9 protein-coding genes and 1 pseudogene are annotated in these 15,576 nt (G+C 74.2%); 3 read left to right on the top strand and 7 right to left on the bottom strand.

The annotated features are described in order from the left end of the window. Positions 1-3,431 (bottom strand): annotated as a pseudogene (locus ACFVVA_RS12455) (hypothetical protein); the annotation flags it as partial. 224 nt (positions 3,432-3,655) lie between these two features. Here ACFVVA_RS12455 and ACFVVA_RS12450 point away from each other — a divergent pair. After that, positions 3,656-4,960 carry a cytochrome P450 gene (locus tag ACFVVA_RS12450; protein ID WP_387688522.1) on the top strand — a complete coding sequence of 435 codons (1,305 nt, stop codon included), beginning with the start codon at positions 3,656-3,658 and terminating at the stop codon, positions 4,958-4,960. Positions 4,961-5,059: 99 nt separating this feature from the next. Here ACFVVA_RS12450 and ACFVVA_RS12445 read toward each other — a convergent pair whose 3' ends face one another. Continuing rightward, positions 5,060-5,800, bottom strand: coding sequence for a response regulator (locus ACFVVA_RS12445; RefSeq protein ID WP_387688519.1), 741 nt, complete (start codon positions 5,798-5,800; stop codon positions 5,060-5,062). Beyond that, positions 5,797-7,113: a sensor histidine kinase gene (locus ACFVVA_RS12440; RefSeq protein ID WP_387688517.1), complete on the bottom strand. Its 1,317-nt coding sequence runs from the start codon at positions 7,111-7,113 to the stop codon at positions 5,797-5,799. The genes ACFVVA_RS12445 and ACFVVA_RS12440 overlap by 4 nt, the downstream gene beginning before the upstream one ends. A 254-nt stretch (positions 7,114-7,367) precedes the next feature. Between ACFVVA_RS12440 and ACFVVA_RS12435 the strand changes: the two genes are divergently transcribed. After that, positions 7,368-9,605 carry an MMPL family transporter gene (locus ACFVVA_RS12435; protein ID WP_387688515.1) on the top strand — a complete coding sequence of 746 codons (2,238 nt, stop codon included), beginning with the start codon at positions 7,368-7,370 and terminating at the stop codon, positions 9,603-9,605. A gap of 125 nt (positions 9,606-9,730) precedes the next feature. Here the strand turns inward: ACFVVA_RS12435 and ACFVVA_RS12430 are convergent, their stop codons facing one another. Next, positions 9,731-10,351, bottom strand: a complete 621-nt coding sequence (locus tag ACFVVA_RS12430; protein ID WP_387688513.1) for an L-threonylcarbamoyladenylate synthase — start codon at positions 10,349-10,351, stop codon at positions 9,731-9,733. Positions 10,352-10,492: 141 nt separating this feature from the next. Next, complete coding sequence (locus tag ACFVVA_RS12425; RefSeq protein WP_387688511.1) at positions 10,493-10,906, bottom strand: Fur family transcriptional regulator; 414 nt, start codon at positions 10,904-10,906, stop codon at positions 10,493-10,495. A 299-nt stretch (positions 10,907-11,205) separates the two neighbouring features. On the opposite strand from ACFVVA_RS12425, the gene katG reads away from it, so the two are divergent. After that, positions 11,206-13,422, top strand: coding sequence for a catalase/peroxidase HPI (katG, locus tag ACFVVA_RS12420; protein ID WP_387688509.1), 2,217 nt, complete (start codon positions 11,206-11,208; stop codon positions 13,420-13,422). 58 nt (positions 13,423-13,480) lie between these two features. Here katG and ACFVVA_RS12415 read toward each other — a convergent pair whose 3' ends face one another. Then, the gene (locus ACFVVA_RS12415; RefSeq protein WP_387688507.1) at positions 13,481-14,185 is read right to left on the bottom strand and encodes a response regulator; all 705 of its coding nucleotides are present in this window, start codon (positions 14,183-14,185) and stop codon (positions 13,481-13,483) included. After that, positions 14,182-15,420, bottom strand: a complete 1,239-nt coding sequence (locus ACFVVA_RS12410) for a sensor histidine kinase (protein WP_387688760.1) — start codon at positions 15,418-15,420, stop codon at positions 14,182-14,184. Before ACFVVA_RS12410 ends, ACFVVA_RS12415 begins: the two co-directional genes overlap by 4 nt. Positions 15,421-15,576: the final 156 nt, after the last annotated feature.

Raw genomic sequence — 15,576 nt, 5'->3', positions numbered from 1 at the left:
GGGATGCCGTTGACGCCGGCGACCTGGAGGTTGACCACGCCGCCGGGGCCGACCCGCTGGGCGGGGGTGCCGGTGCCGTCCCGGGTGTCCAGGAAGCGGGCCGGGGTGATCAGCGAGAAGGCCGAGCCGGTTGCCGCGTCGGTGTAGTAGCCGGCGACGTCGGCGACCAGGTCGACCTCGCCCGCGCTGTTGCGCAGGTTGACCTTGCCGTTGACGACCGGCACCGTCACCAGGTTCGGGATGATCTTCCCCGCCTCGTAGTTGAGGTTGGAGACGTACGGCAGCGGCCGGCCGTCGGGGTAGACGGTGACGTGGCCGGAGCCGGTCGGGTCGACGGCGATGACGTTCATGACGACGGCGGTGACGCCGGTGGCCGGGATGCCGTTGACGCCGGCGACCTGGAGGTTGACCACGCCGCCGGGGCCGACCCGCTGGGCGGGGGTGCCGGTGCCGTCCCGGGTGTCCAGGAAACGGGCCGCGTCGATCGGGACGAACCGGCTCTTGGACGGGGTGGTGGCGGCGGTGACGGTGAAGGCATTGGGGAGCGAGACCCCGTAGACGCCGTCGAGCTCGATGCCGTAACTGCCCGGCGCCACGCTCCTGGTGTCGAGCAGCACGTCGAGCGCGGTGCCGTCGGCGTTCACCGAGAGCGTCTCCAGGAACTGCGTGCCGGAGACGCCGCTGCCCACCAGCTTCGCCTTGCTGCCCAGGTGCAGCCCGGTGCCCCGGATCACGGCCTGGACCCTCGTCCCGGCGGCGCCGGTGGAGGGGCTGACGGAGGTCAGGGTCCGCTGCGGCAGCGGTCGCGGGCAGGAGGAGTCGCAGGTGCCCTGCATGCTGTACTCGACCGGCAGGTCCGACGTGCCGGGGCCGACGACCAGGACGGCCTGGCCGGCGTCGCCGCTGCTCGTGGTCTGGCACCGGGCACCGAACCCGCTGCCGCCCATGCACTGGTGGCCGAGGTAGCCGCGGTCCCAGTGGGCGCCGCTCAGCAGGTTGAGAGTGGGCTGCTGGCTGTAGGGGGCGCTGCTGGTGCCGACGATGTTGAAGGACTGCGAGGGCTTCATGTCGACCACCGCGCAGTAGCCGGTCGCGTCCTCGGTGAACACCCCGCTGCGCTGCGGGAAGCCGTCGATCGAGACCGGGTGGGCGGTGCACTCCGGGGCCCAGCCGTCGGCGGTGCCGACCCTCCAGGTGTCCACGCTGGTGCGAATGGGCTTGTCCTGGTACCCGGCCGCGAACAGGACCATGGTGTACGAGGTCGAGCCGGTGACCAGGCAACTGGTGCCCCACTGGGTGCAGACGTTCTTCCGGCCGGCGTCGAACACGGCGGCGAGCACGCCCGGACCGTACGCGTTCCTGCCGGGCCGCGAGCCGAGCCACACCCGGTCCGTGGCCGCGCCGTCGACCCGGACGCACCGGGCGTCGAGGGCCGAAGTCAGGTCGAACCGGAGCGACGGGCCGCCGAGCGCCGTGGAGGACGGGGTGAGGCACTGCGCCTGCGGCGAGATGTCCCGCCGGGTGAGCTTGTAGCTGTCGGCTTCCCAGGTTCGGATGGGGACCAGCAGCGCGGTGTACGCGACGCCGGCGGTCAGGGTGCAGGACTTGGCCGAGTTGCCGTACGCGATGGACGAGCAGGCCTCGCCGCCCGCGCTGTCCACGACCTTCAGCTCGGCGTTCAGCTGGTTCTTGAGGTTGCCGTAGTCGATCACCTCGGACGTGGAGTGCCCGTCCGCCGGCAGACTCAGGCAGGCGGCCTCGCTCGAGCCCTGCGGCATCGGGACCTCGACGCCCCAGCTGCCGTCGAACCCGGTCTGCGGCCAGGCGGTGCAGCCGGCGGTCTCCTCGGTCCGGTGGACCACCAGTCCGTAGGCCTTGGACGGGGTGCCGGTCAGCAGCACGCGGAACGGGGCGGTGCCGGTCAGCCGGCAGACGGTGGTCGCGTCGCCGACGTCGCACTGCTTGGCGCCCGAGGCGTCGGCGACCTGGCCACCGACCGCCGCGCCGTCGGCGGGCGGCCGGTTGAGCAGGTAGACGCCCTTGCCGGAGGCGGTCGGCAGGGTCAGGCAGAGCTGCTGGCCGGGCCCGCCGAAGGCGCCGGTGGCCGGACCGGCCGTTAGACCGGTGTCGTTGGCCACGACGCAGCCCCGGGCCTCCTTGGCCGAGTGGAAGGCCATGCCGAACGCGCCCGCCGGGGCGGTGTACGCGTCGACGGTCCAGGTGTAGTCACCCGGCGTCAGGTCGCAGGAGGACGGCGCGCAGGGCCCGCCCTGCGCGGTGCCGTCGGCCGCGAACAGCCGTCCGGCGACGCCGGAGCCGTCGTCCTTGACCGGGCCGAAGACGTACCGCGCGGCCTCCGCGACGCGCAGTGTCCGGCACCGCGCGGTCGAGGTCAGGTCCGGGGAGACGCCGAAGGCCTGGGGCTCGACCAGCGCACAGCCGTCCGGGTGGGAGAGCCGTGCCGCGGAGAGGTCGTAGGTCTGGGCTGCGCCGTTGTAGCGCTGGGCGGTGATCCGGAACGGCGCGGTGCCGGTGAGCCGGCAGTCGGGGTAGACCGACTTGCCGCAGACCTCGGCGCCCGTGGCGTCGTAGACGATGGTGGTGACGCCCGGCTGGGTGGCCTCGGTGCGGAGCACGTCGCCGACGGTGAGGCCGCTCGGCTGGTAGCAGTCGGCGGCCGCGCCGAGGGCCAGGGAACCGTGGAAGACGGTCGGGGCGCCCAGGGCCAGGTCGGTGCTGCCGACCGTCCCGCAGGCCGTGGTGGACAGCAGCGGCAGGTACGAGAGCGCGAGGCCGGTCGGCGAGCTGCCGGCGCCGACCTTCAGCGTGTAGGTGCCCGCCCGGGTGGTGGCGCACCGCAGGGTCCGGTTGCTGCCCCAGCTGGGGCCGACCGGGTCGTCACAGGCCACGGTGGTGCCGTCGGGGGCGACCACGGTCGGGGTGATCGATCCCTGGGCGGGGACGATCTGGACGAGCAGCAGATCCTTCTGCTGCGGCAGGTCGAGCGTGAAGGCGGCGGTCGCGTTGGCGTCGACGGAGCAGTCCGTCACGACGCCGGGCTGCAGCGCGGCCGGGCACGGGCCGCTCGGGTCGGCCTGCTGCAGTTCGCGGGCGAGGGCCTCCCGGTCGGCCTTCTGATCGGCCTTCCGGTCCGGCGCGGCGGCCGTGGCGCCCGCGGTCGGGTCGGGCGCCGGGGTCGGGGCCGCGGCCGGATTCGAGGTCGGGTCCGGCTCGGCACCCGGGCCCGCCGGGGTGCCGGCCTGTGGCGCGGCTGCTGCCGTCGGTGCTGTCGGCGCCGCCGCGGCCCGGGCCGGTCCGGCCTGGCCCACCAGCGAGGCCAGGACGGCCAGCAACAGAGCCCCGGAGGCGGCTGCGCGGCCGCCGCCCCCTCCTCTTCGTGGTACTCGTCTGCCGATCGGCAGCACGTTCATCTGTTTTCCCCACCTTGGACAGGATTCGCTCACGGAAACCGCACATGCGATCGAGCGGGCGGAGTCTAGCGGGGCGCATACGGACCGTGCCATGAAATACCGGGCCGCCGGACGGGCCATGGCGGGACGGGCGGCGTGCCTCGCGGCGCCGGCCGCCACACCGGACTCGAACACCTTGTCATCACCCATGACTTCGTGGCGGCCCTGACGTACCGTCCATTCCCGTGGCCCTCGATCAGGCGTACGTCAACCAGATCTTCCGCCCGGACACCTACGCCCACGGCGTTCCTCACGAACTCTTGCGGAAACTCCGCGAGTCCGTTCCCGTCTGTTGGGTCGAGGAGCCCCCGATCGGCGGGTGGCCCGGAGGCCCCGGGTACTGGGCGGTGCTGCGGCACGCGGACGTGAAGCACGTGCTGCGCAGCCCCGAGCTGTTCTCCTCGCACCTGGGCGCCACCCAGATCCGCGACCCCGACACCCCGGCGGACCTGGAGTTCGCCCGGGCGATGATGCTCAACCAGGACCCGCCCGACCACTCCCGGCTGCGCCGGATCGTCGCCGCGGCGTTCACCCCGCGCGCCCTCGCGGAGCTGGCCGAGGCGGTCGACGGCCGGGTGCGGGAGCTGATCGAGGAGGTGCGGCCGGCCGGTCGCGCGGACTTCGTCCGGCTCGCCGCCGACCTGCCGGTGTGGACACTGGCCCGGGTGATGGGCGTGCCGGAGCAGGACCGGCGGTTGCTGCTGGACTGGGCGAACCGGGTGATCGGCTACCAGGACGCCGACTACGCCCACTCCAGCACCGTGGAGCCGGCCGCACTCACCGAGCTCGGCCGTGCCGCGCTCGCCCACCGCCCCACCACCCGGACCGCCCCGGACGGCCGCCCGGTCAACCCCCGCTCCCGCGCCGCGCTGGCGGACATGTTCGCCTACGCCCACGGCCTGGCCCGGCGGCCCGCCCCGGGCGGCGGCCTGCTCTCCCGGACGCTCGAAGCGGGGCTGACGGCCGAGGAGTTCGAGACGATGTTCTTCCTCTTCGCCGTCGCCGGGAACGAGACCGTCCGCAACGGCCTGCCCGGCGGCCTGTACACCCTGCTCGGCCACCCTGAGCAGTACCAACTACTGTGCGCGAACCGTGACTTGGTTCCATCCGCCGTCGAGGAGATGCTGCGCCACTGGGCGCCGGTGACGGACTTCCGCCGCACGGCGACGCGGGACATGGAGCTGGGCGGCCGGACGATCCGGCGGGGCGACAAGGTGGTGGTCTACCACGCCTCCGCCAACCGGGACGCGGCGGTGTTCCCTGACCCGGACCGCTTCGACATCACCCGCAGCCCGAACGACCACGTGAGCTTCGGCCACGGCCCGCACTTCTGCCTCGGTGCCCAACTCGCCCGGCTCCAGCTGCGATCGATGCTGCGCCGGCTGATCGAGCGCCTGCCCGGGCTCGCGCTGGTGCCGGGCCGGCCGCCGCGGCACCTGGTCTCCAACTTCCAGAACGGCCTCAAGTCGCTGCCGGTCCAGTGGACTTAGAAGGGACGCGCCTCGTCGGCCGGTACGGCCGGTGCCCCCCGGAGGCGCCGGCCCGGTGAGCCCTCCGGGCGGCCGGCCGCGGCCGGCGCGGCCGTTCGGCTAGGCGCGCCCTCCGGCCTGGTCGCCGTTCCCGGTGCGGGCGGTGACCAGGCCGGACTCGTAGGCCGCGATGACCGCCTGGGCGCGGTCCCGGACGTCGAGCTTGCCGAAGATGCTGGTGATGTAGTTCTTCACCGTCGACACGCTGATGTCCAGGGCCAGCGAGATCGCGGTGTTGTCGAGGCCGGTGGCGATCAGCCGCCACACCTCGACCTCCCGGGGCGTGAGGTCGTCCGTGCCGGTGGCGGCGGCCGGCGGCGCGGCGGTGGCGCCCGGCGTCCGTACGTAGGCGGAGATCAGCCGGGTGAGCAGCCTCGGAGCGACCACCGCCTCCCCGGCGTGCACGGTCCGGATCGCCGTGGCCAGCTCCTCCGGGGAGACGTCCTTGGGCAGGAACCCGTGGGCACCGGCGCGCAGCGCGGCCACCACGTACTCGTCCATGTCGAAGGTGCTGAGGGCGAGCACCCGGCAGTCGGGCAGGACGCGGGCCAGCTCCCCGGTCGCGCCGACGCCGTCCAGGACGGGCATCCGGATGTCCATCACCACGACGTCGGGGCGCAGCCGGAGGGCGGCGGCGACGGCCCGCTCCCCGTCCTCGGCCTCGCCGACCACCTCGAAGGACGGGTCGGGGAAGAGGATCAGGGACAGGCCGCGGCGGACCAGCGGCTGGTCGTCGACGATGAGCACCTTGATCGCCGGGGCGGGCCCGGCGCCGTCGGCGCGGCTGGTCGGGTCGGTCATCGGCCCGCCCCGCCGTGCTGGACGGCCGCCTCGGACGATTCGGCGGAGCTCAGCGGCAGCTCGGCCACCACGGCGAAGCCGCCGCCCGACTGCGGGCCGGTCTCCAGGGTGCCGCCGTGCAGGGCGACGCGCTCGCGCATGCCGATCAGGCCGTACCCCCTCCGGCCCGCACCCGGGGCGCACTCCGGCGGGGGCGCGCCGCCGCCGTCGTCCCGCACCTCGACGGTGACCCGGTCCGGGTGGTACGCCAGGCGGACGGAGGCCCGGGCGGGGCCGGCGTACTTGCGGGCGTTGGTGAGGCCCTCCTGGACGATCCGGAACACGGTCAGGCCGACGGTGGGCGGCAGCGGGCGCCGGGGCCCGTCGACGGTGAACTCGGTCGACAGCCCGGCCAGGCAGGACTCGTCCACCAGCCGGTCGAGTTCGTCCGCCCCGGGCTGGGGCAGCGGCGGGGCGGTGTCCGGTTCGTCGCCGGTCCGCAGGACGTTCAGCAGCTGGCGCATCTCGCGCAGGGCCAGCCGTCCCGAGGACTCCAGGGTGACCAGGGCGTCCCGGACCACCTCCGGCCTGCCGAGGTTGGCCCGGGCGCCGCCGGCCATCAGCTGCATGGTGGTGATGTGGTGGGCCACGATGTCGTGCAGCTCCCGGGCGATGCGGCGGCGCTCCTCGGCGACCGCGCGGTCTGCCAGCAGTTGGCGGTTGGCGGCCACCTCCCGCTGCCAGCGCGAGACCGCCAGACCGGCGCCGCCCACCAGGGCGGCGGAGAAGGGCGCGGCGACGACCCCCTCCCAGGTCAGGGAGTGGAAGTGACCCTGGCTCAGCGGCGTGACCACCGCCGTCGCCGCGCCGGCGGCCACCGTGACCTGGACGGTGCAGTTGCGGCCGACCGAGTACAGGGCGACGCTCAGGACGGCGCCGAAGCGGGTGCCGGCCGGGGCGGTGGAGAGCTCGACGGCCGTCTGGAGCACCAGGACGGCGGCGAGCGCCGGCACCGGGCGGCTGCGCCGGGCCAGCAGCGGCAGGCCCGAGAGGGCGACCAGGGCGAAGACCGGCACGGCGATGCCCTGGCCGTCGGCGATCCGACCGAGGAGCAGGTACCCGATCAGGTCGATCGTGCCGGCGCCGACGGCCACCAGGGCGTCGCCCTGGGTCCACGGCAGCCCGTCCGTCCACCGTCCCGGCAGTCCGCCGGCCCATCGCGCGGGCCGCCCGCCGGTCCACCGCCCCGGCCGGCCGCCGACGCCGTTCGCCGTCCGTTCCCCCGGCGGGCCGTCGGTACCCGCGGCCGCCCCGGCGCGCTGACGCCCGTTCATCTGGTCCTCCCGGCTGATCACTGACGCAGCCATTCTGGCATCGGCCCTCCAGCCCGGACGTGGTCCCCGCGGCCGACGCCGGGAGGGCGGACCAGGACCACGGTCCTGGTTCCGTACCGGGTGGAGGACCGCGGGCCCCGGCGCGGATCGTCCGCTGCCCGGACGCCCGGGACCCCCTCGCCCTGATGGTCTGGAGACAGGCCGGGAACCCCCGGCGCCGACACCGACGTTCGCGTCCATCAGCCGGAGGAATCGTGATCCGCGCACTGACCGGATTCTCCACCAGACACGCGTGGAAGGTCATCGCCGTCTGGGCGGTACTGGGCATGGGGCTGAGCGTCCTGGCACCGATGCTGATGTCCCGGGTGACCGGGTCCCAGAGCGGGGACTTCCTGCCGCGCAGCTACGACTCGGCCGCCGCGCTGCGCATCGCCGAGGACAACTTCGGCGTGAAGCCGGACGCCACCACGGTCACGGTGCTGGTCGCCCGGACCGACGGCGGGGCGCTCACCGCCGCCGACCAGCAGAAGGTCGAGGCCGGGGCGGCGAAGCTCGCCGAGCGCCGGGTCGTCATGCCGAGGAAGGAGGACGAGCCGAAGTTCCTCGTGCCCGACCACTCCCAGACGCCCCGGATCGCGCCCGCCATGGTGGCGCCCGACCGGACCTTCGAACTGCTCTCGGTCGAGCTGACCGGCAATGCGACGGAGGAGGGGGTGCAGGGCGTCTACAAGGCCTTCCGGGACGACGCCCGCGCGCGCTTCGCCGACCTCGGGATGCGCACCGGGTTCACCGGCGGCCTGGCCCAGGCCGCCGACAGCGCCGACGCCAACCGGACCGCCGCGATGATCGGCAGCGCCCTCGTGACGGTGCTGATCGTCCTGCTCAACGTGCTGGTGTTCCGCAGCGTGCTCGCGGCCGTGCTGCCGCTGCTCGCGGTTGCCGTGATCGGCGGCGCGGCCGGCGGAGCCGTGGCGGGCGCGGCGGCGCTCGCCGGTCTGAAGCTGGACGCCTCCACCCCGGGCCTGATCTCCGTGGTCCTGCTCGGCATCGGCGTCGACTACCTGCTGTTCCTGCTCTTCCGGTTCCGCGAGCAACTGCGGGCGCGGCCCGACCAGCCCGCCCGGGAGGCGGCCGCCGAGGTGGCGGGCCGGGTGGGCACCGCGATCACCTCCGCGGCGCTGACCATCGTCGCCGCCTTCGCCACCCTGGGCGTCGCGACCTTCGGCCAGTTCCGTTCGCTCGGCCCGGCCATCGCCGTCGCCGTGCTGGTCATGCTGCTGGGCAGCCTCACCCTGATGCCCGCCCTGCTCGCCGCCTGCGGCCGCGGGATGTTCTGGCCCTCGCGCGGTCTGCGGCAGGTTCCGCGGGAGGGCGTCGCCGCCCGTTTTGGCGGCCTCGTCGCCCGCCGGCCGCTGGCGCTGCTGGCGGCCTCCGTCGCCCTGCTCGGCGCGCTGGCCGCCGGCACGGTCGGGCTCCGGATGGACTACAGCCTGGCGGACGGCTCCACGACGGCGGCCGCGGCCACCGCCGCGGAGATCTCCCGCGCCCTGCCGGCCGGCGTCTCCGACCCGACGACCGTCTACCTCGTCGCCCAGGACGGCCGCACCCTCGACACCGGCCGGTTCGACGGCCTCTCCCGGGCCCTGACCGGGGTCGAGGGCGTCGGCCAGGTGGGCCGGACCGTCCTCAACGAGGACCACCGCGCCGCCCGGATCGAGGTCTACCTGAACGCCGACCCGCAGAGCCAGCGGGCCCGCGACCTGGCCTCCGGCCCGGTCCGTGCCGCGGTCGCCGCGCACACCCCGCCCGGGACCAGCGCCCACGTCGGCGGTACGGCGGCGGTCTTCGCCGACATCTCCACCGCCGTCGACCACGACCTGACCGTGGTCTTCCCCGTCGCGGCCGCCCTGATCGCCCTGATCCTGCTGCTGCTCCTGCGCAGCCTGCTGGCCCCGGTGGTCCTGATGCTCGCCGTCGGCCTCGGGTTCGCCGCCACCCTCGGCGCCGCCACGCTGCTGTTCCAGCACGGCCTGGGCGAGCCGGGCGTCGCCTTCACGCTCCCGCTGGTGCTGTTCCTGTTCGTCGTCGCCCTGGGCACCGACTACAACATCCTCGTCACCGACCGCATCCGTGAGGAGATGCGGCGGCCCGGTGCGCCCCGCGCCGCCGTGGCCCGGGCCGTCCGGCACACCTCCCCGGCCGTCGCCACGGCCGGTCTCGTCCTGGCCGGTTCCTTCGCCACCCTGGCGACCACCCCGGGCAGCGAGCAGATCGCCTTCTCGCTGACCCTCGGCATCCTGCTCTCCGCCCTGGTCCTCTCGCTCGGCGTGGTCCCGGCCCTGGCCGCTCTCCTCGGCCGCTCGCTCTGGTGGCCCCTGCGCCCCACCCCGGCCGACCCGACCACGACGGCCCCGACCACGACGGCACCGGACACCGCCGCGGCCCCGGTGGCCGCCCCGCGCCCGGCCCCGGACCGCCTCGGCACCCGCTGAGCACACCGGTCGCACCCGTCGCACCGGTCTCCACCGAGGCGTTCCCTCCCGGGGACCCTTCGGGCCCGGCCCCGAGCCGGGCCCGAAGGGTCCCCGGCGTCATGGCCGCTGCGGTGCCCGGCCCCTCACTCGAAGCGGGCGGGGTCGCCGGCCCCGCGCCGGACGATCTCCGGCTCGCCGCTGGAGTAGTCGACGACCGTCGTCGGCACCGTGCCGCAGTCGCCCGAATCCAGCACGGCGTCCAGCACGTGGTCGAGCCGCTCCTTGATCTCCCACCCCTGGGTCATCGGCTCGTCCTCGCCGGGGAGGAGCAGGGTGCTGGAGACCAGCGGCTCACCGAGTTCGGCGAGCAGGGCCCGGGTGACGGCGTGATCGGGGATCCGCACCCCGACCGTCTTCTTCTTCGGGTGCATCAGGCGGCGCGGCACCTCCTTGGTGGCGGGGAGGATGAAGGTGTAGCTGCCCGGCGTCGAGGCCTTGACGGCGCGGAAGACGTCGTTGTCGATGTGGACGAACTGGCCCAGCTGGGCGAAGTCCATGCACATCAGCGTGAAGTGGTGGCGGTCGTCGAGACGCCGGATCGACCGGATCCGTTCGAGGCCGTCGCGGTTCTCCAGGCGACAGCCCAGGGCGAAACAGGAGTCGGTCGGGTACGCGATGAGGTTCCCGGACCGGAGACCGGCGGCCACGGTGCCGATGGTGCGCGACTGGGGGGACTCTGGATGCACGTCGAAGTACTTCGCCATTGGCCGACCCTACGGGATCCCGGTCGTCGACCGGTGCAGTCGCCGCGTTCCACCCCCCGGTGCCCGGGCCGCGCCCCCGCCGCCGGCGCCCGGGGCCGCGCCGCCGGGCACCGTCCCGTGTCCGGCCGGCCGCCGGGGCGATCAGCCCGCGCAGTCCGGGCAGAGCCCCCGGTAGGTGACCTCCGCCTGCACCACGGCGAACCCGAAGCGCTGCTCGGCCGGAAGGTCGGAGAGCGGATTGCCCCGCGGGTGGACGTCGCGGATGGCGCCGCAGCCGTTGCAGATCAGGTGCTGGTGCGGGTGGTGGGCGTTCGGGTCGTAGCGCTTGGCGCGCCCGTCGGTGGCCACCTCGACGACCTCGCCCAGGGTGACCAGTTCACCGAGCGTGTTGTAGACCGTCGCCCGGGAGATCTCCGGGAGGCGCTCCGCCGCCCGGGCGTGCACCTCGTCGGCGGTCAGGTGCACGTGCTCGCCGTCCAGGACCTCGGCCACGACACGCCGCTGGGAGGTGAGGCGCCAGCCGCGCCCGCGCAGCCGCTCCAGCAGGTCACTCATATCGGTTCACCTATTCAGGTCAAGGGGAGGACCGGAGTTTACCAATTCACTTCCGGTGCCTTCCGGTTCCCGATCGGATATGGCTTTGGTGTCTTTCTTGACTTGGATTCCGTCCATCGTAGGATCGGCTCCGGCGCTAGCCTGGGTGGCAGCAGCACGTGACTCCCGTCACTGCCGTGCGCAACGGCGGGCAGTGACAGCAGTGGCAACACGCGGCGCGCCAGGACCAGACAGCAGCAGTAGGTGCCGTAGGTAGCAGATGAAGACACCGTGATCCGCCTTGTGAGGGAAGGATTCCCATGTCTGACAACCACGATGCAACCGGCGTAGAGGCGAACGCGGAGGGCTGCCCGGTGAACCACGGGCGGGCGCCGCACCCCACCCAGGGCGGCGGGAACCGCCAGTGGTGGCCGGAACGGCTCAACCTGAAGATCCTCGCGAAGAACCCGGCGGTGGCCAATCCGCTCGGCGGCGGATTCGACTACGCCGAGGCCTTCAAGACCCTCGACCTCCCGGCCGTCAAGCGGGACATCCAGGAGGCCCTCTCCACCTCGAAGGACTGGTGGCCGGCCGACTTCGGCTACTACGGCCCCTTCATCATCCGGATGGCCTGGCACAGCGCCGGCACCTACCGGATCAGCGACGGCCGCGGCGGCGCCGGCGGCGGCCAGCAGCGCTTCGCCCCGCTGAACAGCTGGCCCGACAACGCCAGCCTCGACAAGGCCCGCCGCCTGCTGTGGCCGGTGAAGAAGAAGTACGGGCGCGCCCTGTCCTGGGCCGACCTGATCATCCTGTCCGGCAACGTGGCCCTGGAGGGCATGGGCTTCGCCACCTTCGGCTTCGGCGGCGGCCGGGTCGACGAGTGGGAGCCGGACGAGGACGTCTACTGGGGCCCGGAGACCACCTGGCTCGGCGACGAGCGCTACACCGGCGACCGCGAGCTGGAGAACCCGCTCGCCGCCGTCCAGATGGGCCTGATCTACGTCAACCCCGAGGGCCCCAACGGCAACCCGGACCCGATCGCCGCCGCCCGCGACATCCGCGAGACCTTCTACCGGATGGCGATGGACGACGAGGAGACCGTCGCGCTGATCGCCGGCGGCCACACCTTCGGCAAGACCCATGGCGCCGGCCCGGCCGACAGCGTCGGCCCGGCCCCCGAGGACGCCCCGATCGAGCAGCAGGGCCTCGGCTGGAAGAGCACCTTCGGCACCGGCGTCGGCGGCGACGCGATCACCAGCGGTCTGGAGGGCACCTGGACGCCCACCCCGATCACCTGGGACAACAGCTTCTTCGAGACGCTGTTCGGCTACGAGTGGGAGCTCACCAAGAGCCCGGCCGGCGCGCACCAGTGGAAGCCCAAGGACGGCGGCGGCGAGGGCACCGTCCCGGACGCCCACGACCCGGCCAAGCGGCACGTGCCGATCATGCTCACCACGGACCTGTCGCTGCGCTTCGACCCGGTCTACGAGCCGATCTCCCGGCGCTTCCTGGAGAACCCGGAGGAGTTCGCCGACGCCTTCGCCCGCGCCTGGTACAAGCTGACCCACCGCGACATGGGCCCGGTGGTCCGCTACCTCGGCCCCGAGGTCCCGAGCGAGCACCTGCTCTGGCAGGACCCGCTGCCGGGGGTCACGTACCGGCCGATCGGCGCGGCCGACGTCGCCGACCTCAAGCGGCGGATCAACGCCACCGGCCTGTCGGTGTCCGAACTGGTCTCCACCGCCTGGGCGGCGGCCTCCTCCTTCCGCTCCAGCGACAAGCGCGGCGGCGCCAACGGCGGCCGCATCCGGCTCCAGCCGCAGATCGGCTGGGAGGTCAACGAGCCCGACCGGCTGGCCACGGTGCTGCGCGCCCTGGAAGGCGTGCAGCACGAGTTCGACGCGCAGGCCGGCGACAAGCGGGTCTCGCTCGCGGACCTGGTGGTGCTGGCCGGCGGCGTCGGCATCGAGCAGGCCGCCAGGGCGGCCGGGCTGGCCGTCGAGGTGCCGTTCGCGCCCGGCCGGGTGGACGCGCCGCAGGAGCTGACCGACACCGAGTCCTTCGCCGCGCTGGAGCCCAAGGCGGACGGCTTCCGCAACTGGGTCGGCAAGGGCAACCGGCTGCCGGCCGAGTACCTGCTGCTCGACAAGGCCAACCTGCTGGGCGTCAGCGCGCCCGAGCTGACCGTCCTGGTCGGTGGCCTGCGCGTGCTGGGCGCCAACCACGGCGGGTCCACGCACGGTGTGCTCACCGGGACCCCCGGCGTGCTGACGAACGACTACTTCGTCAACCTGCTGGACCTGGACACCAGTTGGAAGGCCACCTCGGAGGACGCCCACACCTTCGAGGGCCGGGACGGTTCGGGCCGGGTGCGCTGGACCGGCACCCGCGCCGACCTGGTCTTCGGCTCGAACGCCGAACTGCGGGCCGTCGCCGAGGTGTACGCGGCCGACGACGCCAAGGAGAAGTTCGTCGAGGACTTCGTCGCGGCCTGGGTCAAGGTCATGAACGCGGACCGCTTCGACCTCCGCTGATCCGCGGCGCCTGACGACGGGAGCCCGGGGCGGCAAGGCCCCGGGCTCCCGTCGCGCGTCACCGGCCCCCGGCCGGATCGGCGACGGACCCCACGCTGACCAGCCCGGTCTCGTACGCCGCGACCACCACCTGGGCCCGGTCCCGCAGGCCCAGCTTGCCGAGGATCCGGGCCACGTGCGTCTTCACCGTCGCCTCGGACAGCCCCAGCCGGGCGGCGAGTTCGGCGTTGCTGAGGCCGCGGGCGAGCAGCCCCGTCACCTCCAGCTCGCGCGGGGTGAGCGTGCCCAGCTCCCGGTGCGGGGCGGCGGCGGGGCCGGCCGGGCTCTCCGGGCGGGCGAAGCGCTCGACCAGACGGCGGGTGATCGCCGGGGCGAGCAGCGCGTCCCCGGTGCGGACCAGCCGGACGGCGGCCGCCAGGTGCTCCGGTGTGACGTCCTTCAGCAGGAAGCCACTGGCCCCGGCGGCCATCGCCGCGTAGACGTAGTGGTCGAGGTCGAAGGTGGTCAGCATGATGATCCGCGGCGGCTCCTGCGCGCCGTCCGCCAGGATCCGGCGGGCGGCCTCCAGCCCGTCCAGGCCGGGCATCCGGATGTCCATCAGCACCACGTCCGGCCGGCAGCGGCGGACGGCGGCGACGGCCTGCTCGCCGTCCTCGGCCTCGGCCACCACCTCGATGCCCTCCGACTCCAGGATCAGCCGGAACCCGGTGCGGACCAGGGCCTGGTCATCGGCGACCACCACCCGCAGCGGCTGCTCGGTCATGAACTCTCCAGGGGAATCAGGGCCTTGACGCGGTAGCCGCCGCGCGGCCGGGGGTCGGTGTGCAGGGTGCCGCCGTAGACGGCGAGGCGTTCGCGCAGGCCGAGCAGGCCGCGTCCGTTGCCGGTGGCGGCGGCGCCGGTGGGGCGGCCTCCGGTGTCGGTGACCTCCACCAGCAGCCGGTCGGGGGCGTACTCGACGGTCACCGCGGCGCGGGCGCCGCCCGCGTGCTTGACGGTGTTGGTGAGCGCCTCCTGGACGACCCGGTAGGCGGCCAGCTCGACCCCGGGCGGGACGGCGCGGCGCTCGCCGCGGACGGTCAGCTCGACCGGCAGCCCGGCCTGCCGGACGCCGTGGACCAGCGTCTCCAGCCGGCCGAGGCCCGGCTGCGGGCTGAGGCCGGCCCCGGCGGCCGGGTTGTCGGCGCTCTCCGAGTCGATGGTCAACAGGCCCATCACGTGCCGGAGTTCGGTCATCGCCGCGCGGCCGCCGGACTCCACCGCGAGCATCGCCTCGCGGGCCCTCTCCGGCGCGGTGTCCAGGATCTTGCGGGCCGCCCCGGCCTGGATCGTCATCATGCTCACGTTGTGGGTGACGACATCGTGCAACTCCCGGGCGATCCTGGCCCGTTCGAGCTCCACCGCGCGCTGCAGCGCGGCCAGCTGCTCGCGCTCCAGGGCGGAGAGCCGCTCCCGCCCCTCCTCCACCCGGCGGCGCCACATCCGCAGTTCGTACGCGACCGCGAACACCGGCACCAGGAGCAGGACGGCGATCACCCCGTTGGGGAAGTGCGGCAGTTTGGCCGCGGAGAAGAGCACCACCAGGGCGGCGGTGGCGGCCGGCAGGCCGAGCAGCAGGGCCCGGGGACGGCGGCCGTACGCGGCGGCGCTGTACGCGGCGACGACCACCGCCACGCCCGCCGAGTACGCGATGTCCTGCGACTGGTGCCGGACCAGCAGCGCGGCCGGCAGCACCGTCCACAGCACCGTCAGCGGGTAGCGGCGGCGCAGGACCAGCGGCAGCGGGACGAGCGGCACCACCAGCAGCAGCCAGGACAGCGTCGTCCCGTGCGGGCCGCCCGCGATGGTCGCGTAGCGCCCGCCGGTGAAGGCGAGGAAGAGGGCCAGGGCCACGTCGAAGGCCTGGCCGCGCCGGGTCGGCCGGGGCGGCGGCGCGGTGCCCGGGCCGTCGGCCGGGCGGACCGCCGCGCGCAGCCGGCGCACCGTCGGATGGTTGATCACCGGGACATTGTGGGGGCCACGGGCCCCGCGGGACAGCCCCGCGGCCGGGGGGTGGCCGGTACTCCCCACGACTACATCGGAGGGATGACGCCGGCGGCCGTCCACCCGACGCGGTACGGAACCTGCGGCGCTCGGCGGACGCGGACCCGCGCC

Source organism: Kitasatospora sp. NPDC058048 (genome assembly GCF_042885555.1).
Lineage (GTDB): Bacteria > Actinomycetota > Actinomycetes > Streptomycetales > Streptomycetaceae > Kitasatospora > Kitasatospora lactacystinica.
The sequence above is the reverse complement of the archived record's forward strand: the minus strand, read 5'-3'. Positions and strand labels throughout refer to the sequence as shown.